Source organism: Mesorhizobium sp. C120A (assembly GCF_030323105.1).
In the GTDB taxonomy this organism is placed as follows: Bacteria; Pseudomonadota; Alphaproteobacteria; order Rhizobiales; family Rhizobiaceae; genus Mesorhizobium.
Map to the genome: position 1 here is coordinate 3,104,676 of NZ_CP100476.1, position 21,876 is coordinate 3,126,551.

General features: G+C 63.4%; 17 protein-coding genes. 11 read left to right on the forward strand and 6 right to left on the reverse strand.

Features of this window, described 5'->3' with window-relative positions; all coding sequences use genetic code 11:
* Nucleotides 1-65 precede the first annotated feature (65 nt).
* The 5 genes from NL532_RS15020 (at nt 66) to NL532_RS15040 (ending at nt 5,462) form a co-directional block, all read left to right on the forward strand.
* The gene (locus NL532_RS15020) at nt 66-803 is read left to right on the forward strand and encodes a dienelactone hydrolase family protein (RefSeq protein ID WP_023829392.1); all 738 of its coding nucleotides are present in this window, start codon (nt 66-68) and stop codon (nt 801-803) included.
* A 95-nt stretch (nt 804-898) separates the two neighbouring features.
* Nucleotides 899-2,077, forward strand: coding sequence for a BaiN/RdsA family NAD(P)/FAD-dependent oxidoreductase (locus tag NL532_RS15025; RefSeq protein WP_023823073.1), 1,179 nt, complete (start codon nt 899-901; stop codon nt 2,075-2,077).
* Between the two features lie 215 nt (nt 2,078-2,292).
* Nucleotides 2,293-2,877 (forward strand): RNA polymerase sigma factor, encoded by a 585-nt coding sequence (locus NL532_RS15030; protein ID WP_023829391.1) that lies wholly within the window; start codon nt 2,293-2,295, stop codon nt 2,875-2,877.
* Complete coding sequence (locus tag NL532_RS15035; RefSeq protein ID WP_023829390.1) at nt 2,855-4,954, forward strand: vWA domain-containing protein; 2,100 nt, start codon at nt 2,855-2,857, stop codon at nt 4,952-4,954. The genes NL532_RS15030 and NL532_RS15035 overlap by 23 nt, the downstream gene beginning before the upstream one ends.
* 241 nt (nt 4,955-5,195) lie before the next feature.
* Nucleotides 5,196-5,462, forward strand: a complete 267-nt coding sequence (locus NL532_RS15040) for a hypothetical protein (RefSeq protein WP_023753429.1) — start codon at nt 5,196-5,198, stop codon at nt 5,460-5,462.
* Nucleotides 5,463-5,470: 8 nt separating this feature from the next.
* On the opposite strand, the gene bmt is transcribed toward NL532_RS15040, so the two are convergent.
* Both bmt and NL532_RS15050 read right to left on the reverse strand, forming a co-directional pair.
* A complete protein-coding gene (bmt, locus tag NL532_RS15045; protein ID WP_023725605.1) occupies nt 5,471-6,493 on the reverse strand; it encodes a betaine--homocysteine S-methyltransferase in 1,023 nt (340 codons plus the stop codon).
* A 114-nt stretch (nt 6,494-6,607) separates the two neighbouring features.
* Nucleotides 6,608-7,465: a helix-turn-helix domain-containing protein gene (locus tag NL532_RS15050; protein ID WP_023681768.1), complete on the reverse strand. Its 858-nt coding sequence runs from the start codon at nt 7,463-7,465 to the stop codon at nt 6,608-6,610.
* Nucleotides 7,466-7,689: 224 nt separating this feature from the next.
* On the opposite strand from NL532_RS15050, the gene NL532_RS15055 reads away from it, so the two are divergent.
* Together NL532_RS15055 and NL532_RS15060 are read left to right on the forward strand one after the other, a co-directional pair.
* Nucleotides 7,690-8,700: a fatty acid desaturase gene (locus NL532_RS15055; protein WP_031203278.1), complete on the forward strand. Its 1,011-nt coding sequence runs from the start codon at nt 7,690-7,692 to the stop codon at nt 8,698-8,700.
* Nucleotides 8,701-8,791: 91 nt separating this feature from the next.
* Nucleotides 8,792-9,619 carry a phosphate/phosphite/phosphonate ABC transporter substrate-binding protein gene (locus NL532_RS15060; RefSeq protein WP_023829388.1) on the forward strand — a complete coding sequence of 276 codons (828 nt, stop codon included), beginning with the start codon at nt 8,792-8,794 and terminating at the stop codon, nt 9,617-9,619.
* Here the strand turns inward: NL532_RS15060 and NL532_RS15065 are convergent.
* The 4 genes from NL532_RS15065 to NL532_RS15080 all read right to left on the reverse strand — a co-directional run bounded on the left by NL532_RS15065 (nt 9,584) and on the right by NL532_RS15080 (nt 16,782).
* The gene (locus tag NL532_RS15065; protein ID WP_050590981.1) at nt 9,584-10,891 is read right to left on the reverse strand and encodes a M24 family metallopeptidase; all 1,308 of its coding nucleotides are present in this window, start codon (nt 10,889-10,891) and stop codon (nt 9,584-9,586) included. The genes NL532_RS15060 and NL532_RS15065 overlap by 36 nt on opposite strands.
* 55 nt (nt 10,892-10,946) lie before the next feature.
* Complete coding sequence (locus NL532_RS15070) at nt 10,947-12,476, reverse strand: ArnT family glycosyltransferase (protein WP_023829386.1); 1,530 nt, start codon at nt 12,474-12,476, stop codon at nt 10,947-10,949.
* An 84-nt stretch (nt 12,477-12,560) separates the two neighbouring features.
* Nucleotides 12,561-15,131, reverse strand: a complete 2,571-nt coding sequence (locus NL532_RS15075; RefSeq protein WP_023829385.1) for a GcvT family protein — start codon at nt 15,129-15,131, stop codon at nt 12,561-12,563.
* A gap of 73 nt (nt 15,132-15,204) precedes the next feature.
* Nucleotides 15,205-16,782, reverse strand: a complete 1,578-nt coding sequence (locus NL532_RS15080) for a trimethylamine methyltransferase family protein (RefSeq protein WP_023753424.1) — start codon at nt 16,780-16,782, stop codon at nt 15,205-15,207.
* 271 nt (nt 16,783-17,053) lie between these two features.
* On the opposite strand from NL532_RS15080, the gene NL532_RS15085 reads away from it, so the two are divergent.
* The 4 genes from NL532_RS15085 to NL532_RS15100 all read left to right on the forward strand — a co-directional run bounded on the left by NL532_RS15085 (nt 17,054) and on the right by NL532_RS15100 (nt 21,857).
* Entirely contained in the window at nt 17,054-18,229 is a 1,176-nt protein-coding gene (locus NL532_RS15085) for an MFS transporter (RefSeq protein ID WP_023706073.1), read from the forward strand.
* Nucleotides 18,230-18,375: 146 nt separating this feature from the next.
* Nucleotides 18,376-19,533, forward strand: coding sequence for an MFS transporter (locus NL532_RS15090; protein ID WP_023753422.1), 1,158 nt, complete (start codon nt 18,376-18,378; stop codon nt 19,531-19,533).
* Nucleotides 19,534-19,632: 99 nt separating this feature from the next.
* Nucleotides 19,633-21,702 carry a prolyl oligopeptidase family serine peptidase gene (locus tag NL532_RS15095; RefSeq protein WP_023829384.1) on the forward strand — a complete coding sequence of 690 codons (2,070 nt, stop codon included), beginning with the start codon at nt 19,633-19,635 and terminating at the stop codon, nt 21,700-21,702.
* 32 nt (nt 21,703-21,734) lie between these two features.
* Nucleotides 21,735-21,857 (forward strand): hypothetical protein, encoded by a 123-nt coding sequence (locus NL532_RS15100; RefSeq protein ID WP_023670422.1) that lies wholly within the window; start codon nt 21,735-21,737, stop codon nt 21,855-21,857.
* The last annotated feature ends 19 nt before the right edge of the window (nt 21,858-21,876 follow it).

The following is a 21,876-nucleotide window of genomic DNA, read 5'->3' on the forward strand; positions in this document are numbered from 1 at the left end:
CAGGGGACGGCTTGCCCTGACAATGCCTGCTTATATGTATCGCACGACAATCAACGGGGCGCGCCATGGCGAAGCAGGACATTGAGATAAAAACCGAGGACGGCGTAGCGAAAGCCGGGCTGTTCCGTTCGGCGACCGCTTCCCCGTCCAGGGCCGGTGTCATTCTCTATATGGACGCCTTCGGTCCGCGACCGGCGCTCGACGCAATGGCGGAGCGGCTGGCTGGCGAGGGCTGTGCGGTGCTGGTGCCGGATCTTTTCTATCGCAACGCACCCTACGGGCCGTTCGAGCCCAAGACCGCTTTCGTCGTCGAGGAGACCAAGGTCGCGCTGACGGCGTTGGTCCACGGCACCACACAGGACATGACCATCCGCGACAGCAGGGCGTTCCTCGACACGCTTACCGCTGAAGGTGTCACCGGACCGGTCGGTGTCGTTGGTTACTGCATGGGCGGGGCGCGGGCTTTGAATGCGGCTGCAACCTATCCCGATCGCATCCTGGCGGCGGCAAGCTTCCATGGCGGCAATCTGGCCAGCGATGCCGCGGACAGTCCGCACCGCAAGGCTGCAATGATCAAGGCGCGGGTCTATGTCGGAACGTCTGGGGTGGACCGCAGCTTTCCGCCGGAGCAGTCGGCGCGACTGGCCGAGGCGCTGCGCGTGGCGGAGGTTGACCACGTCATCGAAAACTATGCCGGCATGGCGCATGGCTGGTGCGTGTCGGACCACAGCGTGTTCAACGCGACCGGCGCCGAACGTCATTGGAAGCGATTGACGACGCTGTTCGCCGAGACGCTGATCTAACGAGGCGTTGCCTGAAGTCGCAACGAACGGGTAGAGACTGCACGATTGGCGCGGCCTGTTAAAACAGCCCCAGTCGAGCGGGAACGAACAGCCTGATGCAATCCTATGATGTCGTGGTGATCGGCGCCGGTGCGGCCGGAATGATGTGCGCCATCGAGGCCGGCAAGCGCGGCCGCTCGGTCCTGGTGCTCGATCACGCGGCAAAGCCCGGCGAGAAGATCCGCATCTCCGGCGGTGGCCGCTGCAATTTCACCAACATCCACACCAGCCCGAAGAATTTCATCTCCGGCAATCCGCATTTCTGCATTTCGGCGCTCAGCCGCTACACGCAAGGCGACTTCATCGCGCTCGTCGAACGCCATGGCATTGCCTATCACGAGAAGACGCTGGGACAGCTGTTTTGCGACGGCTCGGCGCGCCAGGTCATCGACATGCTGGTTTCCGACATGCAGGATTGGGGTGTGGAACTGGCGTTGTCGACCGAGGTGAGGAACGTCAGCAAGACCGCGGACGGGTTTGTGCTGACGCTCTCCGCTGGCAGCGTCGCTTGCAGCTCGTTAGTCGTGGCTTGCGGGGGCAAGTCGATCCCCAAAATGGGCGCGTCCGGTTTCGGCTACGAGCTTGCGGCGCAATTCGGCCTTGCGGTGGTGGAAACACGGCCGGCGCTGGTGCCGCTTACCTTCGACGCAAGAACGCTGGAGCGGCTGGCGCCTTTGGCCGGCAATGCCGTCGATGCCGAAGTCGCCTGCGGCAAGACGCGGTTTTCAGAAGCGATGCTGTTTACGCATCGCGGCTTGAGCGGGCCTTCCATCCTGCAGATCTCGTCCTATTGGCGCGAGGGCGACGAGATCCGCATCGCCATGCTGCCGGGGAGGGATGTGGCGGAACTGCTGCGCGCCGCCCGGCGCGTCAACGGCAGGCAAGCGGTGCAGACGGTGCTTGCAAACCATTTGCCGAAGCGCCTTGCGCAAGCGGTCGCCGAGCGCAGTGGGATCGATGGCAATCTCGCTGATTTGACAGACCTGCAAATGAAAACCGTCGAAGCCGCCGTCAACGACTGGCGCATCAAGCCGGCCGGCTCCGAGGGTTACCGCACGGCGGAAGTGACGCTTGGCGGTGTGGATACCAACCGGCTCGATCAGAAGACGATGCAGGCGAAATCCGTGCCGGGGCTGTTTTTCATCGGCGAAGTCGTCGATGTCACGGGCTGGCTGGGCGGCTATAATTTTCAGTGGGCTTGGTCGTCCGGCTGGGCCTCGGGCCAGGTGTGCTGATATTCAGGTGAGGCCGGCCTGCAAACGACGGCTTTCTGTGCTTCCGGTGCTCGCGTACCAAAAGTACGCTCCGCTCCGGTTCTCGAAATCCATCGTTTTCGGCTCGGCCTGACCTGAATCTCAGCGCACCTGTTGCGCGTGCATCCGTCGCCTCGGAAAAAAATCTTTCCATAACCCCAAGGATTGGCCATTAGCCTTCGTCCAACAGGCAAATGATGGCGATGATGCTGGATGAAAGCGAAGCCTCCGACGCCGAATTGATCGGGCGGGCGAAGGGCGGAGACAGGGGTGCCTTCGGCAAATTGCTGGAGCGGCACTACGACTTCGTTTATCGCGCCGCCTATCGCTGGTGCGGAAAGAAGGCCGATGCCGAAGACATCGCCCAGGAGGTCTGTGTCCGTCTCGGCAAGGCGATCCGCGACTACCGCGGCGGCGGCGCGTTCACGACATGGCTCTATTCCGTGACGCTGAACGCGGCGCGCGACATGATGCGCAAGACCACGCGCGAAAACGTCAAGACCGAGGCTTTCGGCGCCTACAGCATGATTTCGGGAGAGGCCTCGGCCGAGCCCGAAGATCCCTCTGAGGCGCTCTGGGCAGCGGTGCGGCAATTGCCGGACAAGCAGCGCGATGCAGTACTTCTGGTCTATGGCGAAGGGTTGAGCCATGCGGCCGCCGCCGAGGCGATGGCAATCTCGGAGACGACGGTTTCCTGGCACATCCATGAAGCGAAGAAACGGCTGAAGACGTTGATGCGTTCAGCCGGGAAGTGTGACCATGGTCGACGACAACGAACTTAACAGGCTGCGCGACGCAGCAGTACCGGCGCCCGGGGAAAGCGCGAAGGCACGCGCCTTCGAAGCCGCCATGCGCGCCTATGAGCTGGAAGAAAAAACTTCTGCCGTCACCCAAGGATCGGCTGGCGGGCTTCGTCTCACAGAGCGAGCACAAAAGCTCTGGAGCGAGATCATGCAGAAGAAACTCATCGCCACGCCGGCCATTGCCGGGCTCGTCGCCCTGCCGATCGCCGGATACGCCACCTTCCATATGCTGAGGGAACAGCCGTTGCCGTTCGGCGGCGACGAGAAGATCACCGAGACGCTGGCCGACAAACCGGCAACCAACGCGCCGGTAAAAGAAAAGCAGGCGCCTGAAGGCGACAAGAAGGCCGACGCCGATGTGCGAAGCCGCGACACCACTACGACGCTTACGCCGCCCGCGCCGCCGAAGCCCGAATCGACCGTTGCTGTCGCCCCGGCGCAGCAGGATGCGCTGGGGCGCGGCGTGTTGGCCGAGCCTGCGCCAGTTGAGAGCCGCGAGTTTTCGCTTGACGGCACCGCTGCCCCGGCCGGCGGCGCGCGGGTCGACCGCATGGCCGGCGCGACCGAATCCAAGTACTTGGCACAGCCTTCGACGATGCCGGCCGACCAGATTGCGTCGCAGGAGCCAAACCGCGACCGCGTCGAGGATTTCAAGACCAATCCGGTGCATGCAGCCCTTCAGGATCCGGTCTCGACCTTCTCGATCGACGTCGACACCGCTTCCTATTCCTTCGTCCGCGGCTCGCTGAAGCAGGGCTACCTGCCGCAGGCCGATACGGTCCGCGTCGAGGAGATGGTCAATTACTTCCCCTATGACTGGAAGGGTCCGGACTCGGCTTCGACGCCGTTCAACTCGACCGTCAGCGTCATGCCGACGCCGTGGAACGGGCACACCAAGCTGATGCACGTCGCCATCAAGGGCTTCGACATCAAGCCGGTCGAGCAGCCCAAGGCCAATCTGGTGTTCCTGATCGACGTCTCGGGTTCGATGGATGAGCCGGACAAGCTGCCGCTGCTCAAGTCGGCTTTCCGGCTGCTGGTCAGCAAGCTCAAGGCGGACGACACCATCTCGATCGTCACCTATGCCGGTGACGCCGGCACCGTGCTGATGCCGACCAAGGTTACCGAGAAGGACAAGATCCTCAACGCCATCGACAATCTGTCGCCCGGCGGCTCGACGGCCGGCGAGGCGGGTATCAAGGAAGCCTACAAGCTTGCCCAGCAGTCCTTCGTCAAGGACGGCATCAACCGTGTGATGCTGGCCACGGACGGCGACTTCAATGTCGGCCAGACCGATGACGACGATCTGAAGCGACTGATCGAGCAGGAGCGCAAGACCGGCGTCTTCCTGTCGGTGTTCGGCTTTGGACGCGGCAATCTGAACGACCAGATGATGCAGACCATCGCCCAGAACGGCAACGGCACCGCCGCCTATATCGACACGCTGGCCGAGGCTGAGAAGGTTCTGGTCGAGGATGCCTCCTCGACGCTGTTCACCATCGCCAAGGACGTCAAGATCCAGGTCGAGTTCAATCCGGACAAGGTCTCGGAGTACCGGCTGATCGGCTATGAAACCCGCGCCTTGAACCGCGAGGACTTCAACAATGACCGCGTCGATGCCGGCGATATCGGCTCCGGTCATTCGGTGACCGCCATCTACGAGATCACGCCGAAGGGCAGTGGCGGCGAGCAGATGGATCCGCTGCGCTACGGCCAGGCCGCGGTCGACAATGGCGGCGTCGCCAACGCCGACGAATATGCCTTCGTGAAAATCCGCTACAAGCTGCCGAACGAAGACGTCTCGAAGCTGATCACCACGCCGGTGACGTCGGCCAACGAGGTCGCGTCCTTCGACCAGGCCAGCACCGACCAGCGTTTCTCCGTCGCTGTCGCCGCCTTCGGCCAGAAGCTGCGCGACGAGGATGCGACCGCGAAGTTCGGCTACGACAAGATCATGGAGATTGCCACCGCCGCCCGAGGAGCCGACCCGTTTGGGTACAGGTCCGAGTTCCTTTCGCTTGTGCGCCTTGCCTCGGCGCTCGGCGGTAACCGGTAGTGGCAATACAGCCGGTTCCTTTCAGACGGGGGTCGTTCTGATACGGGGAACCGGCTACGGGCGGGTGAGGCAGGCCGGCGGGGGAAACCCTGCCGGCCTTTTTTTCGGATCGATTGATCCGAAGCGCACAGATGATCCGCCTGATCGTTAAATTGCGCAGCTTTTCCGGAACGTCATCGCAATGCCCTGCTATTATTGCATGGGGTCGGGACTGGGCTTGGGGAGCCGGGAATTGCAGATCATGAACATTGGAAACACGACGCCGGCGGTGAGACACACGCAGGCGTCGGGAACGCTGTCGCCAGAATCCAGGCGCATCATGGATGACGTCGACGCAGCCCGGAATACCGCAAAGTCGGCGCTGACCAATGACCGCTTTCGCGTCATGCTGGAGCAGATCGGCAATCCGCAGTCGTCGGGTGACCTGGTGACGATGAATGAAAGCGCCGACAGCACCGCCCTGGATTTCAAGACGGCGCTATCGCGTTACGCTGAAAACAGCGAATAAGTTCGATATCAGGCCCGGGTGCGGCGGCGTTCGCGGCGGGCTTCGCTGGTCTCGGCGGTGTTTTCCGTCGCCACCTTGTTGCGCATCGGACCGATGCGCTCGACGATCGCCGCGACGGTCGGGCGTTCGGATTTGGTGTGCGCGTCGAGCGCCTTGCGCATGGCGGCAAGGTGCTGGAACGACGTGCCGCAGCAGCCACCGATGATCTTCGCGCCGCCATCCACCGCCAGCCGGACATAGTCGGCCATCAGCTCCGGCGTGCCGGAATAATGGATCTCGGTGCCACGAAATTCGGGAATGCCGCAATTGCCCTTGACGATCACCGTCGCTTCCGGCTTCGCCTCGGTCATGTCGAGCAGCGAGGCCAGGATGTCGGAGGCGCCGACACCGCAATTGGCGCCGACACCGAGCGGTGTCTCTGAAAGTCCGTCGACGACGCCGTGGATATCCCTGGGCAGCAGGCCCATCATGGTGCGGCCGGCAGTGTCGAACGAACCGGTATAGGTGTAGGGCAGGCCGACGCGGATGGCGGCCTCCGCCGCGGCGCGGATTTCGTCCGGCGCAGACATGGTCTCGATCCAGGCGACTTCGGCGCCGCCTTCCTTGAGACCCTCGATCTGCTCGGCAAAAGCCTCGACTGCTTCGTCATAGGTCATGGCGCCGAGCGGCACCAGCAACTCGCCGGTCGGACCGACCGAGCCGGCGACGATGACTTTCCTGTCGGCCTTGTCGGCGACCGCGCGGGCAATCTCGGCGGCGCGCTTGTTCAGCGCATGCACGCGGTCCTGCGCATGATGCAGCTTCAGCCGGTGGCGGGTGCCGCCGAACGAGTTGGTGAGGATGATATCGGCGCCGGCGTCGACGAAATTCTGGTGCAGGCTGGTGATGGTGTCGGGCGCTGTCTCGTTCAGCAACTCGGGCGCTTCGCCGGCCTCCAGACCCATGGCGAACAGATTGGTGCCGGTGGCGCCATCGGCGAGCAGCACGCCCTTTTCGGCCAGCAGAGCATCGATGGGATTGTTCGCGGTCATCGGATCGACTTTCAGATATTTGAATGGAATAAGGATATAAAGAAGTCTTTATGTCCAGTCAATGTGTTTGCGACCGGCAATGCCGCGCGGCGCACCTTTCCGGGGCGTTGGGGATCAGGCAGAACCCGATGGAAATGACGCGCCGGCCAGATTGCGCGCGTAGGCGGCGGCCTCATGCGGGTTGATGTCGGCGGCCCGGATCAGATTGTCGAAATGCTGGGTCAGCGCCTGGACCGGCTGGGTGGCGTTCAGCACGACATACATGTCGCCGACATAGATGGCGGCGCGATAAGGGCCGAAGATGGTCAGCGGGATGGAATAGCGCATGCGGCCGTCATAGAGGAACAGGCGGAAGGTGGGGTAGAGATCGTCAAGCAGCGTCGCCATATGGGCAAGCTGCTGCCGGCGGTCAGCCTCGGGAAAGCGGTCCCAGACGCCCAGGCCGCGGGCAAAGATCTCAAGCGTATGGCGCGGCATGCAGACCTCCATGTCGGTCTCAGGGCGCCGGTTGTACTCGATGCGGTACTGCGTCTCGCTGGCCTGCGCCAGACGGCTGCGGTTGGTGATGTTGGCTTCGTAGTCGACCAGCTGGCGTGTGCGCAGGAGATCGGGAATGCCGGCCGGCACATAGCGGATCTTGGTGCCTGCGGCCTCGGCGAACCATTTGGCGAGCAGCGTGCGGTCGAAGCCGTCGGGCGCCTCTTCGATCTCCAGGCTTTCGCGGATTTCGCCGGTGACGCCTTCATCTTGGGAGAGGCCGAGCAGCCAGTCCAGCGAGATCTTGAATTCGGCGGCGATGTTGAGCAGCGTTTCGGCACGTGGCAGGCGCGTCGAGGCGCCGGACATCAGTTGCGACAGCGCCGACCGGTCGATGCCGACTGCTGACGCGAAAGCTGACTGGTTGAGATCGGACCGTGTCAGGAGCAGCTTCAGGCGCTCCCGGAAGATTGCCGAAAGGTCCCGTTTGTCCACTGTTCGTTCTCCGCACTCTCTTAGGAAAAATTTGCGCCCGAGCCGTCGAATCAGCACTTCCAGCGTAAATGAATCCGTAGGGTTGTTTACAATGTATAACATCTGCGGTCAAAAATGCGCAATCGCAACATTTTGTACACTTTGTCTCGTTGAGCGGAATCGCTTCTCCTGACACTATGCTGTCAGGAACCAATTCCGGCGACTGAGGGACAGTGGTCGATAGCATGACAGGCAAGCGCATCAAGCGACGCGACGCAGCGGCCATCGAGTGGCCGACCGTGGTCCTCGCTTTCTTCTGTTACGGAATGTGGCTCGCTGCCGGGCTCCTGCTCTGGCCCTCTTATCCGGTCCTGGCACTTCTTCTCCTCGGCTTCATCCTGGCCTTGCAGTCGTCGATCATGCACGAAGTGCTGCATGGCCATCCGACGCGCAGCGCGCTCATCAACGAAGCCTTCGTCTTCCTGCCGATCGGCCTGGTCTGGCCGTTCCGTCGCTTCAAGACGCTCCATTTGCGCCACCACGCCGACGAGCGCCTGACCGATCCGCTCGACGATCCCGAGAGCTATTACCAGGCGTTGTGGATGCATAACGATCTGCCGCCGACGATGAAATTCCTGCTCAAGATCAACAACACCATGGCCGGCCGTTTCTTTCTCGGCCCCTGGCTGTCCTGCATCGGTTTCTTCGTCGACGACGCCAGGCATGTGATTGCCGGCGATAAGATGATCGGCAAGGCATGGCTGCTGCATGCGATCGGCCTCGCCATCGTGGTGCCGATCGTGCAGTTCGGCTTCGGCATTCCGGTATGGCTCTACATTCTGGTGCCGGTCTGGCTCGGCCAGTCGCTGATCGCGGTCCGGACTTTCGCCGAACATCAGTGGTCCGAGCACCCTGAAGGACGCACGGTGATCATCGAGCGCTCGCCGCTGTCGTTCCTGTTCCTCAACAACAATCTGCACTTCGTTCACCACAAGACCCCGACCGTTGCCTGGTACAGGCTGCCAAAACTGTTTGCCGACCGCCGCGACGAGTGGCTGCGGATGAACAATGGCTACGCCTATCCGAACTATTTCGCACTGATCAAGGCCTACGCCTTCAAGGCCAAGGAGCCGATCGTGCACCCGGTGCTGCGCCGCCAGGCCGAGCCGGGCAGGGCGTTCAAGCCGCGCATCAGGGCGCGCAGCATCAGCGGGCTTGGCAGCGCGCCGGTTCCGGCCGAGCCGCCGAAGGAATAATCCCCGGACTTCCCGAACCCGTGTCGGCCAATTCTGATTGGACGCCGCGTTTTTGCGATCCTTTCCCGAGCCATGATGATTGAGTGTCGGCATGAGTGATTTGGTTGCGGCATTGCCGATGTATGACTGGCCCGAAGTGCGCGGCGAGGTCGACGCGCAATGGGCAGCGTTGCGCGATGCTTTTCGGCACAAGGGCGTCGATGGGCCGCAGACAATCGTGCGCCGCAATGGCGACCTGCCGCCGGTGCCGGGCGGTATCCACGACGCCGAGGGCAGACTGATCGCGCCCGATCCGGCGATACTGCCGCCGGACGAACTCGACCATCACCAGCTTTGGCTGCATCCGGCGCTGCTGTTCGCGCAGACCTGCTGGGGGCCGATGGAACTCGGCCTGAGCAAGCATGTGCAGGTGGTCGGCCAGCCGAGCTACGACGCTTACGAAGGCGGCCAGGGCGAACTCTATTCCAGCGCGCTGGTGATGCGCACAGGCGAGGGATCGGAAGTTCGCTCGCCCGCGGATGGCAAAGCCTTGCTGCCGCTCGATCTGATGCGTGGCAAGCGTTTTACCTACAACAGCCTCGATTCGATGTCGGGCATCATCGCGCTGACGCGCGACCTGCAGGCCGCCGGCGAGAGCATGGATATGTTTCCCTCGCGCAGCGAGAGCGGTGGCCATCGCGGCTCGATCGTCGCGGTCGCCGAGGGCAAGGCGGATATAGCTGCCATCGACTGTGAGAGCTGGGCGCTGGCGCAGCGTTTCGAGCCTGCGGCAAACGCCGTGAAGGTCGTCGGCTGGACGGCAAGGCGCAAAGGCCTGCCCTACATCACCGCCAGGACGACGCCGGAAAAGACGCTCAAGGCTCTGCGCGAGGCGCTTGCCGGATCAGCCGAGCAGCCTCGCATCCAGCTTGTAGGTTGAAAGCTGCTCGTTACCGGTCGCGGTGATCAGGATCTGTTCCTCGATCTTGACGCCCTCATGGCCGCCGAGACGGCCGATATAGCTTTCCACGCACAGCACCATTCCCGGCTCCAGCGCGCCGTCGGGCGTGTCCGGCGTCCAGTCGCTTGCATGCGGCAGGGTCGGGTACTCGTCGGCCAGGCCGACGCCGTGATAGAGCACGCCGTAGCGTGTCGGGAAGCAATCTCCCGGCGGCACCACGGAGCGTTCGACCAGGTCGCGAAAGGATATGCCGGGCTGCATCAATTGCGTGTTGTGGGCGATCTGGTCGGCGGCGATGCGGAACAGGTCGCGCTGCTCGTTCGACGGCCTGGCGTCACCGCAAAGCCAGGTGCGGGAGAGATCGGCGCAGAAGCCGTAGGGACCGATCAGGTCGGTGTCGAAGGCGACGAGGTCGCCTTCCTCGATCACCCGCGATGAGCATTCCTGGAACCACGGATTGGTGCGCGGTCCCGAGGCAAGCAGCCGGGTTTCGATCCATTCGCCGCCGCGCGCAATGTTGCCGCGGTGGAGTTCGGCCCATAATTCGTTTTCGGAAATGCCCGGCGTCAGCGCCTTCTCCATTTCACCCATCGCCTCTTCGCAAGCGACGATGGCGCGGCGCATGGCGAGGATCTCGTCCGGCGATTTGATCAGCCGCGCATTTTCCATCACCGCTTCGCCATTGCCGATCGAAATGCCGAGGCGGGCGAGTTCCTCGACGCCTTCCGGGTTGATGTGGTCGACCGCAATGCGGCTGTTGCCGCCGCCATGCTCCTTGACCAGATCGGCGATGCCGGCCGCCCAGCGGCGGACTTTGTGCTCGGTCAGCTCGCCGCCATAGAGATACATCCACGACACTGCCGGCCGCACCTCGTCGACGACGCCGGAATGATCGGACAGATGCTCGCAGGAGAAATAGTCGAACAGCACCACGGGTCCCTCAGTGGCGACGAAGCAGTGGCGGGTCGGATTGTGCGCGACCCACAGCTGCATGTTGGTCGAATCGGTGGCGTAGCGGATGTTGACGGGGTCGTAGAGCAGCGCGCCGGCGTAGTTTCGGCGCCTCAGTTCGGCGCGGAGGCGCTCGAGCCGGTATTTGCGCATCGCGGCAAGATCGGGCGCGGCGATGCCTGCCGCTTGCCATTCGGCTTCAGCCAGCGCGCCATAGCCCAGCACATGCTGGTTCAGCGACGCCGCCTTCTGGCGCGATGTTTCGCGCAAGGCTTCGACGGAGCCGGGCTCGAACGGCATGATCTTGCGGTGACGGCCGAACCCTTGTTTCTCCACCCGACGCCTCCCTGCCGACTTACTGTGGCGCTGCGCCCGCGGCCGCTTTCTTCAGCCGCGTGACCGTCAGCGTGCGGGTGGGCGGCTCGCTGTCGAACAGCATCGGAACGACCAACTGCTGCGGCGAGCCGTCAGCGACATAGCCGGCCTCGCTCAAGGCCCGCAGGATGCCCTCGGGAGGTTCCTTGTCATTGGCCATCACGAGCACCGCCGGCTCGATCAGCAAATGGCTGAAGTCCGGCATCTCGTCGTCGAGCACGACCAGATCGGGATCGACAAGACGCAGATTTCCCACCCAGTGCCAGCTCGATATCGCCGTGCGAACCGGACCGTTTGCCGTCAGCTGGCCATAGAGCGACTGGTAGTCGACACGCACGATGCTGCCGCGGCTGTCGCCGCCATTGAGGTGCGTGTACCAGGTCACCGGCAGCACGAGGATGGCAAGCGTTGCGCCGACAAAGACGACGACGTCCTGCACCTTCCTTCCCTTGTCGCCTCTGGCATCCATCCGCAAGGCCAGCGCGACCGGCAGCAACACAAGGATGGGAAGCATCCAGCGATCGCGAAATTGCGTCGTCCCGCTCGCCAGGACGAGCACGATGGTCATCGCCAGGGCAAAAGCGATGGTGCGCCACACCAGTTTCTCGGTCCATGGCGCCGGTTGCAGAGCCGGCGCCGGCTTTTTCCATGCGATGAGCAAAGCCGCGACGAATATGCCGGCCGGCAACACGGCGAAATACAGGATAGCCTTGCCCAGTCCGCGCATTCCGTAGAATGCGGTTTGTATGGCGCTTTCTCCTCTGCCCATGCCGAAGCCGCCGCTGTGCGACAGCAACTGGTCGGTGTAGGTCAGGTTCCAGTAGAGCGTCGGCAGGCAAAGCAGCACCGCCACGACAAGGCTGATCGAAAACCGGCGGTTGAGGATGACGCCGCGCGTTTCGCGCAGCGACAGGGTGGACAGCATCAGCGCGCCGAGAAAGATCGCGTTGTTGTATTTCGACAGGATGGCGGCGGCCATCGCCACGCCAAACAGCACATAGGTGGCCAGGGAACGCCGCTGCACCAGTTCGACGAGCGCAAGAAACAGCACCACTGAAAAACAGAAAGCGGCGATCGAGTGGGTGAGGGCGTGCTGCATCTCCCACACCATCTGCGGAAACAACAGCAGGCCGAACAATGCGGCGGCGCCAGCGCGGCTGGAATAGCCCAGGCGGCGGACAGCGATGAAAACCGACGCCAGCGCCGCTCCGATCAGTAGGTACTTCACGATCTTGAGCGCGAGGATGTTCGTTCCGACCACGGCGGCGACGAGGCGGGCGAGCCAGGTGTAGAGCGGCGGCTGCGAGCCGCCATAGCCAGCCCAGAGGTAGTGCATGTACATCATCTGCTCGGAATCGTCGACGCCGACACCGGTTCCTACGACATGGGACAGCAGCGCCATCACCACGATCTGAACGACGCAATAGACCGCGACGCAGACCAGTGCGGCGTTGAAGGGACCGACCTTGCCTTCGCAGAGCCAGTCCGTCCATTTCTCTAGATACTGCAAGGGGATCGTCTTCTCATTGAGGGAAAATGCCTGCGGCCAATTGCCGAAGGCCCCTTACACGATCTCACGCTCCCTGTCGCCTTTTCAGGTCCGCATCTTCTCGCCGCTGGGGTCGAAGGGCGCCTCGACATTGATACGCGCCGGACGCCGGTGGCCGAGGATCTCGATCTCGAACAGTCCGGCACTTTCGTCCTCGGCGAGTGCCGCCGGCACATAGCCCTGCGCCATCGACTTCTGCACATAGTGCGCATAACCGCCCGAGGTGACCCAGCCGACCACGCGCCAGTCGCGGTCGACGATGCCGCGCACGGCGGAAGCGCCTTCGGCAGCCTTCGAGCCACGCACTTCCTTGCCCGCCATGTCGAAGCGCGGCGCGCCATAGCCATGCGGCTTTTCCACCGTGCCATAGTCTTTGCCGACCTTGGCCCAGATCGGCTCGTCGCCCATGACATCGGCGTCGGCCGCATCGACGATGAAGGAAACACGGCGCAGTTTCGGCCCTTTCGCCTGTTCCTTGGCGGCGGCCTCGCGGCCGATGAAGTCGTTCTTCTCCAGCTTGATTAAGCGGTCCATCGCGCCTTCGAACGGGCCGTAGATCGGGCGCAGCTCGCGGTACCAGGTCGGGAAGTTCTTCTCCAGGCGCATGGAGAGCAAAGCGCGCATGCCGAAATCGACGAGGCCGAACTCCTCGCCGGCGTCCTTGATCGCCTTGTAGACCAGACGCTCATAGGCCGGCGCCATCCAGATTTCATAGCCGAGATCGCCGGTATAGGTGATGCGGTTGACCATGCAGGGCGCGCCGCCGACCGCCATTTCGCGGAAATCCATGAAGCGAAACGCCTTGGTCGAGATGTCGACATCGACCAGCTTCTGCAAGAGGTCACGCGACTTCGGCCCGGCGATGGAGAGACCCACCAGCGTCTGGTCGAAGCGGTGGATGCGCACCGAACCATCCTTCGGCAGGTGCTTTTCGAACCAGCGCATGTGGTATTTCTGCGCTGCGGACGAACCCCAGATCATAAATCTGTCTTCGCCTGCCTTGGCGATGGTGAAGTCGCCGATCAGCTTGCCGAACTCGTTGATCATCGGCGTCAGCACGATGCGGCCGATCTTCGGCATGCGGTTGGTCATCAGCCGGTTGAGGAAATCCTCAGCCGCAGGTCCCGACACTTCGTATTTGGCGAAGTTGGCGATTTCGGTGACGCCGACGCGTTCGCGCGTGGCGCGCACTTCCTCGCCGATAGGACCGAAATCGTTTGAGCGGTGGAAGGAGACGACGTCCTTCGGCTCCTTGCCCTTCGGCGCGAACCACAGCGGGGTCTCCAGGCCCCAGCTATCGCCCATTACGGCGTTGTTGGCGAGCATCGTGTCATAGAGCGGGGTGGTTTGTGCAGGGCGCGCAGCCGGCAGCTCTTCATTGGGGAAGCGGATGGAGAAGCGGCGCGAATAGTTTTCGCGCACCTTTGCGTTGGTGTAGCGCAGGCCGGCCCACTCGCCGAAGCGGGCGACATCCATGCCCCAGACGTCGAAGCCGGGATCGCCATGCACCATCCAGTTGGACAGCGCGAGGCCGACGCCGCCGCCCTGGCTGAAGCCGGCCATGACGGCGCAGGCGCACCAGAAATTGGTCAGGCCCTGCACCGGCCCGACCAGCGGATTTCCGTCGAGCGCGAAGGTGAAGGGGCCGTTGATGATCTGCTTGATGCCGGCTTTCTCGATGCCGGGGAAATGCTTGAAGCCGATCTCCAGCGACGGCGCGATGCGGTCGAGGTCGGGCGGCAGCAGTTCATGGCCGAAATCCCACGGCGTATTGACCGGCGACCAGGGTTTGCAGGCTTTTTCATAGGTGCCGAGCAGGATGCCGTTGCGCTCTTGGCGGGTGTAGATCTCGCCCTTGAAGTCGAGCACGCCGATCATCTCGCGGCCGGTCGATTTGTTGAATTCCTCGACCTCGGGCATCGGCTCGGTGAGCAGGTACATGTGCTCCATGGCCAGCACCGGCAGTTCGACGCCGACCATGCGGCCGATCTCGCGCGCCCACAGGCCGCCGCAGTTGACGACATGCTCGGCGTGGACGGTGCCCTGTTCGGTGACGACGTTCCAGGTGCCGTCAACTTCCTGCGTCAAGTCGACGACGCGGTTGCGCAGCACGATCTCGGCGCCCAGCTTCTTGGCCGCCTTGGAGTAGGCGATCGTCGTGCCGGAGGGATCGAGATGGCCTTCGACCGGATCCCACATGGCGCCGACGAAATTGGTCTCGTCCATCAGCGGGAACATCGCCTTGGCTTCGGAGGGCGTGATCAGCTCGGTGTCCATGCCGAGATAGCGGCCCTTGGCGTGGGCCAGGCGCAGAAAATCCATGCGCTCGGGCGTATCGGCCATCATCACGCCGCCGGTCAGATGCAGCGAGCAGGACTGGCCGGAGATTTCCTCGATCTCCTTGTAGAGCTGCACCGTATAGGCCTGCAGTTTGGCGACGTTGGGATCGCCGTTCAGCGTGTGGAAGCCGCCGGCTGCGTGCCAGGACGAGCCGGAGGTGAGCTCGGACCGCTCGATCAGCATGATGTCGGTCCAGCCGGCCTTGGCCAGATGGTAGAGCACCGAGCAGCCAACGACGCCGCCGCCAATGACAACCGCTTTTACATGAGATTTCATGAGAGATAGGTCCGTTTTTGCGTAAATTGAATCAGGTGTGTCGGTTGGCAGGATGCCGCCAGTTGCTTGCCGATCAAAAATCGGTCGGCGCGCCGCCTTCGGCCGTGCGCTTTTCGACGAAGTCGTTGAGCTCTTCGCGGATCGCCGGGTCCATATAGGGTTCCTCGTAGGATGCCAGCCGCTCCTTCCAGACCTTGTTGGCCTTTTCCAGCGCGGTCGGCGATCCGGCTTCGGCCCAGGTCTCGAAATTGCGCCAGTCGGAGAGGATGGGCGAGTAGAAGGCTGTCTTGTAGCGGTCCTGCGTGTGCTGGGTGCCGAAGAAATGGCCGCCGGGGCCGACCGACTGGATGGCGTCGAAGCCGAGCGCTTCGTCGGACAGGTCGAGCGGGGTGAGGAACTCGGCCACCATCTGCAACAGGTCGATGTCCAGCATGGTCTTCTCGTAGGAACAGCGCAGGCCGCCTTCGAGCCAGCCGGCGCCGTGCATCATCAGATTGCCGCCGCCCTGGATGGCGCCCCACAGCGAGAACACACTTTCATAGGCTGCCTGCGCGTCGACGGTGTTGGCGGCGCAGGTATTGGAGGTGCGGTAGGGGATCTTGTAACGGCGGGCAAGCTGGCCGCCGACAAGCTGCGCCTTCATATATTCAGGCGTGCCGAAGGCCGGCGAGCCCGACTTCATGTCGACATTCGAGGTGAAGCCGCCATAGCCAACCGGCGCGCCCTTTCTCACCATCTGGGCAAAGGCGATGCCGGACAGCGCCTCGGCATTTTGCTGCACCAGCGCACCGGCGATGGTCACCGGCGCCATCGCGCCGGACAGGGTGAAGGGCGTGATGACGACGACCTGACCCTTGCTCGACATCTGGATGATGCCTTCCATCATCGGCACATCCAGTTTCAGCGGCGAATTGGTGTTGATGATGGTGAAGACGGACGGCTCTTCGAGCATCTGCTCATGGCTGATGCCGCGGGCGATCCTGGCGATCTCGATGCCGTCGACATTGCGCTCCTTGCCGAGCGAATAGATGTGGAACACCTTGTCGGTCAGCGTGGCGAGGTCGCGGATGCATTCGAGGTGGCGCACGGAAGGATGGATGTCGGTCGGCTCGACCGGATAACCGCCGGTGCAGTTCAGGATGTTGTGCATCTGCGCCAGACGCAGGAAGTTGCGGTAGTCCTGCTGGTTGCCCGGACGGCGGCCGCGATCGAGGTCGGAGCAGTTCGGTGCCGACGCCATCATCGACAGGATCACATTGTTGCCGCCGAAGCGCACATTGTGCGCCGGGTTGCGGGCATGGAGCGTGAATTCCGACGGGCAGTTGGAGATGAGATCGAGGATCATGTCGCTGTCGAAGCGCACGCGCTCGCTGCCCTCGCGGACATCGGCGCCGTTTTCCTTCATCATGCGGCGCGCTTCGTCATGCAGCACGTCGACGCCTATTTCCCTCAAGACGCGCAGCGAGGCGAGGTGGATCGATTCCAGCTCGTCGTCAGAGACCAGCTTGGTCGGCGTTAGCGGATTTCTCAGTTGCCGAAAAGCCGGCTGTTCGAAGGCGGCCGAGCCGCCGGCGCGCTTGCCCGCACGGCCACCGCGACGGGCACGGTCGGTTGCCAAAGGCGGTTCGGCTGGATGCAGGGCGGCGGTCATGATGGTCCTCGTACGATGCTGGTAGCGGGCGGCATAATGGACCGGCGGCTGTCCGACCATTGCGGAGGCGGCGACCACTAGGACGATGGAAGCGACATGCCCGAACGGCAGTCCGATAGCTGACAACCTTGCCGGGGATTGGCGGACAGGACGCGCCCACTGCGGCTCTTGGCGCAAGGGGATTTCAGGCGCGGCCCTTCCTTTCCCTAAATCGAACCGCTAGCTCAGTGGTTTGCCGCTGGATGGGCCGGCAATTCATGTGGAAGGCATCATGGCTGCGACCGGTTCGAGCGATGGCGAAGCGGGGACGCAATGGGCGGCGCTTGCCGGCGTAACTGCCGCCCTCGCGATGTTCGGTGCGGCGCAAGGGCTGAGCTCGCCGCTGTTTACGCTGCTGATGCAGAAGCAAGGCATGTCGCCGGCGCTGATCGGCTTGTCGGCAGCGATGATGCCGCTTGGTCTGATCCTTTCGGCCTCGTTCGTGCCGGCAGCCGTTCGGCTGGTCGGCGCGCGCAACCTGGCTGTGGGTTGCTCATTGATTGGGGCGCTGTGCTTCCTCGGCATCGGCTACCTGCAGGACTGGGTGGGCTGGTTCGTCATCCGCTTCATCATCGGTATCGTCATCAACCCGCTCTATATACTGGGCGAAGTATGGGCGCTGTCGCTGGCGCCGCCGTCGCGCCGCGGCAGGGTGATGGGGGCATTCAACACCGTGCTGGGCGCTGGCTATGCTGCGGGGCCTTTGGTCCTGACCGCGGTAGGGATATCGGGCTGGGTTCCTTTCCTGGTCGGCATGGCCGGCTTCATCCTGTGCGCCGCGATCCTTCGTGCTGTTTCGTCAAGCCTCGCCGGCTTCGAGGATGACGGCCAATTGCCGGGCGGCTTTTTCGGTTTCGCCAGGCTGGCGCCGGCGCTGTTGTTTGCCGTGCTGGTTTCGGCGGCGGTCCAGCAGGGCACCTACGCTTTGATGCCGGTCTTCGGTGCTGCCTATGGCTTGCCCGAAAGGACGCTGGCGGCCCTGGTGATGGCACTGTCGCTGGGAAACATCTTCCTGCAAATCCCGCTCGGCCTGCTGGCCGAGCGTTTCGGCGGGCGGGCGATGATCATCTTCTGTGCGTTGGCGACAACGGCCTGCGCGGTTTTGCTGCCGTTGCTGATCACGACGCCGGCGATCTGGCTCGTCCTTCTCGTCATGGGCGCGGTCGGCTATGGCGTCTACACCATGGCGCTGGTGGAGCTCGGCAGCCGCTTCAGGGGAACCGTGCTGGTCGCCGGCAACGCCGCCTTCGCATTGATGTGGGGCGCCGGCGGCATTGTCGGCCCGCCTGGCGCCGGTGCCTTGATGCAGACCATCGGTCCGCTCGGTCTGCCGGTGGTGATCGCCGGCCTCGACGCGCTGCTGGTGAGCTTCGCGCTCTATCGATCGTTCAAGCGCCAAAACTCCTGACGGCCCAAAACTCCTGATAGGCCAAAACTCCTGACAGGCCCAAAAACTCCTGACAGGCCTTGTCTGGAGCAAACGGTTTTTCCCGGGGCGGGGCTTACCCGTGTCGGACAGAAAAGCTAGTCCTGAACCTGGTTTAGGTCCCAATGATGAACCTGGCGGAAGCTGACAACGAGAAGATGCAGTGGGCGGCGATCAGCGGCGTGATCGCGACCGTCTCGGTGTTCGCCATCGCGCAAGGCCTGTCCTATCCGCTGCTGAGCTTCATCCTGCAACGCCAGGGCGTTTCGCCGGCCATCATCGGGCTCTCGGCGGCAATGACGCCGATCGGCTTCATTGTCTCGTCGCCGCTGATCCCGGCACTGGCGCGCCGGTTCGGGGCAGGGCGCACCGCGCTTACCTGCGCGGCGTTTTCGGCTATTGTGCTTGCGCTGATCGGCTGGACGCAGAATGTCTATCTGTGGTTTCCGCTGCGCTTCTTGATCGGGGTGGTGACCAATCCGCTCTATGTCTTGAGCGAAATCTGGGTCATTGCACTGGCGCCGCCATCGCGCCGCGGTCGCGTCATGGGTGTCTATTCAACCATCATCTCGGCCGGCTTCGCTGCCGGGCCGCTCTGCCTGCTCGCTGTCGGCACCGTGGGATGGCCGCCATTCCTGGTGGGGATCGCCGCCTTCATCTTCTGCGGCGCCTGCCTCGCGCTGGTGCTGCCGCGACTGCCGAAGGTCGACGAAGCTGGGCGCCGGGTTTCGGTCATGGGCTTCGTGCCACTGGCATGGCTACTGCTGTCGGCGGTGGTCGTTGCCGCCGGTTTCGAACAGGGCGTGCTGGCGCTGCTGCCGGTGTACGGCACGCACTATGGCATCGCGGAAGCGCGCATGTCCGCGCTGCTGTCGGTGATGATCGCAGGCAACATCGCCATGCAGGTGCCGCTCGGCTTGCTGGCGGAACGGCTGACGGCGCGGCTGGTGCGATTCGTCTGCGTCGTGGTGACTGTGCTGGGCTGCGTGCTGCTGCCGCTGCTGATCGAGACGCCGTTGATCTGGCCTTGCGTCTTTATCTGGGGCGCGGTCTCCTATGGCATCTACACCATGTCGATCATCGAGCTCGGCGAGCGCTTTACCGGCTCGGCGCTGGTCGCCGGCAATGCCGCCTTCTCCCTGATGTGGGGCATCGGCGGCATCGTGGTGCCGCCGCTGGCGGGTGGCGTCATGGATGTGATCGGCGCCTCCGGCCTGCCGATCACGCTGGGCACGATTTGTCTGGCACTGGCTGTGGCCACGGTCCTGCGTCGGCGGATGGTTTGAGGTCGCATTCCCACCCATGACCGAACGTCACCATCTTGAATAAAACCGCTTGGAACGCGATGTAGGCAGGGCTGCCCGCCACTAGCCTGGAGACCGTGCGTGACCCAATCGACGACAAAACGCCAGACGGATGCCACCGTGGAGGACAAGTTCCTCTGGCTGGAGGACCGGACCAGCAAGGAATCGCTCGACTGGGTGCATCGCCAGAACGAGATCACCGTGGCCGAACTACAGGGCGATCCGTCCTACCAGGCGGCCTTCGAGACGGCGCTCGACCTGATGACGGCCGAGGACAACATTGCGGCCGGTGCCGCGCTCAACGGCCAAGTCTATAATTTCTGGCAGGACAAGACCAATGTGCTCGGCCTCTGGCGCCGCACGACGGTCGCTTCCTACAAGACCGAGAAGCCTGTGTGGGAGACGATCATCGACTTCGACGTGCTGTCGGCCAAGGAGGGGGTGAAGTGGGTGTTCAGCGGCGCCAGCCGCCTTTACCCCGATTTGAACCTTTGCCTGGTGGCGATGTCGCCGGATGGCGGCGATGCCAGCGAGATGCGCGAATTCGACATCGAGACCAAATCATTCATCGAGGGCGGCTTCCGCGCTCCCGCCTCGAAATCCGGGTTTTCCTGGCTGGACAAGGACACGGTCATTGTCTCGGCTGCCTTCCATGAAGACGACAAGACCCAGTCCGGCTATCCGCGCGTCGTCAAGCTGTGGAAGCGCGGCACCCGGTTGGAGGATGCGACGCCGATCTTCGAGGCCGAGAAGCAGGATCTCGCGGCCGGCGCGGGAGTCGAGCATGATGGCGACAGGCAGTATTTGTTTCTGGCCCGCACGATCGCCTTCTTCTCCTCGCACAGTTTTCTGCGCCTGCCGTCGGGCGAAAACCGCCGCATCCCGTTGCCGGACGATGTCACCGACACCGCGCTGTTCAAGGGCCGGTTCGTGTTCGGGGTGCGCAGCCCATGGACGGCGCCGGGCGGCACTGAGTGCTTGCCGGACGGCCTCTATTCCTTCGATTTCGAACACTGGATGGACACCGGCGACCTGGGCCCTGTTGAAACCATGCTCGCGCCAGCGCACCGTGTTTCGGTCGCCGGCATTGCCCGCACTCAGGACCGGCTGTTCATCAATCTGATGGACAATGTGCGCGGCAAGGTCGTTGTCGCCGAGCGCAGCGGCGACCGCTGGTCGCTGAAGCCGGTGGCGCTGCCCGAGAACGGCAATGTCGGCATCGCGCATGCCGAGCATTTCGGTTCCAGCGTCTCCTTCTCCTTCACCGATTTCCTGACGCCGAGTTCGATCATCTGGTCGGATGATGACGGGGTGACGCTGGCCACCGTGAAATCGCAGCCGGCGCGGTTCGACGCCGGTCCGCTGGTCTCCGAACAGTTCGAGGCGCGCTCGAAGGACGGCACCATGATCCCGTATTTCGTCGTCAGGCGGCGCGACCAGAAGGGTCCGGTACCGACGCTTCTCTATGGTTATGGCGGCTTCGAAATACCGCTGCTGCCCGGCTATGCCGGCGTGCGCGGCAGGCTGTGGCTGGAGAAGGGCAATGCCTATGTGCAGGCCTGCATTCGCGGCGGCGGTGAGTTTGGGCCGGCCTGGCATCAGGCGGCGCTGACGGGCAATCGCCAGACTGCCTTCGACGATTTCGCCGCGGTGGCGCAGGACGTCGTCAGGCGCGGCATCGCCACGGCTGCTTCCCTCGGCATCCAGGGCGGCTCGAATGGCGGCCTGCTTACCGGCGTTTCCCTGACGCAGCATCCCGAACTGTTCGGCGCCGTCATCATCGAGGTGCCGCTGCTAGACATGCTGCGCTACACCGAACTGCCGCCAGGCGCCTCGTGGATCGGCGAATATGGCGATCCGGCAAAACCGGAAGAAGCCAAGTGGCTCGCCGCCTATTCGCCGTACCATCATGTCTCGGCCGATGCCGTCTATCCCCCGGTGCTGCTCACGACATCGACCGCCGACGACCGCGTCCATCCCGGCCACGCCCGCAAGATGGCGGCGAAGCTGCAGGAAGCAGGTCACGGCAAGACGTTGTTCTTCGAGGAGACGGAAGGCGGCCATGGCGGGCGCGGCGACCGCCGGCCGCAAGCGGCGCAAACCGCCATGAAATACGTGTTCCTGCAAAGGGTATTGAGCGGCACCGCTTGAATTCCGGGCCTCGGGCGGCATAGACTGCCGCCATGGTCTACATGAGCACATCCGGCGCCTTCGGGGTCGCGGTGACACCGTCGCCGCGCACGCTGCGCGCCGAACTGCTCAGGCTGTGCGCCCGCATCGGCTATTCGCCGCCCGCCGTCCTCTGACGAAGTCGCCCCGGCAGCT

Coding starts and splice junctions, on each gene's coding strand:
- NL532_RS15075 (WP_023829385.1), bottom strand. CDS start 15,131: ATGAAATCTCATGTAAAAGCGGTTGTCATTGGCGGCGGCGTCGTTGGC.
- NL532_RS15035 (WP_023829390.1), top strand. CDS start 2,855: ATGGTCGACGACAACGAACTTAACAGGCTGCGCGACGCAGCAGTACCG.
- NL532_RS15085 (WP_023706073.1), top strand. CDS start 17,054: ATGGCTGCGACCGGTTCGAGCGATGGCGAAGCGGGGACGCAATGGGCG.
- NL532_RS15030 (WP_023829391.1), top strand. CDS start 2,293: ATGGCGATGATGCTGGATGAAAGCGAAGCCTCCGACGCCGAATTGATC.
- NL532_RS15090 (WP_023753422.1), top strand. CDS start 18,376: ATGAACCTGGCGGAAGCTGACAACGAGAAGATGCAGTGGGCGGCGATC.
- NL532_RS15020 (WP_023829392.1), top strand. CDS start 66: ATGGCGAAGCAGGACATTGAGATAAAAACCGAGGACGGCGTAGCGAAA.
- NL532_RS15060 (WP_023829388.1), top strand. CDS start 8,792: ATGAGTGATTTGGTTGCGGCATTGCCGATGTATGACTGGCCCGAAGTG.
- NL532_RS15065 (WP_050590981.1), bottom strand. CDS start 10,891: ATGCCGTTCGAGCCCGGCTCCGTCGAAGCCTTGCGCGAAACATCGCGC.
- NL532_RS15055 (WP_031203278.1), top strand. CDS start 7,690: ATGACAGGCAAGCGCATCAAGCGACGCGACGCAGCGGCCATCGAGTGG.
- NL532_RS15040 (WP_023753429.1), top strand. CDS start 5,196: ATGAACATTGGAAACACGACGCCGGCGGTGAGACACACGCAGGCGTCG.
- NL532_RS15025 (WP_023823073.1), top strand. CDS start 899: ATGCAATCCTATGATGTCGTGGTGATCGGCGCCGGTGCGGCCGGAATG.
- bmt (WP_023725605.1), bottom strand. CDS start 6,493: ATGACCGCGAACAATCCCATCGATGCTCTGCTGGCCGAAAAGGGCGTG.
- NL532_RS15100 (WP_023670422.1), top strand. CDS start 21,735: ATGGTCTACATGAGCACATCCGGCGCCTTCGGGGTCGCGGTGACACCG.
- NL532_RS15080 (WP_023753424.1), bottom strand. CDS start 16,782: ATGACCGCCGCCCTGCATCCAGCCGAACCGCCTTTGGCAACCGACCGT.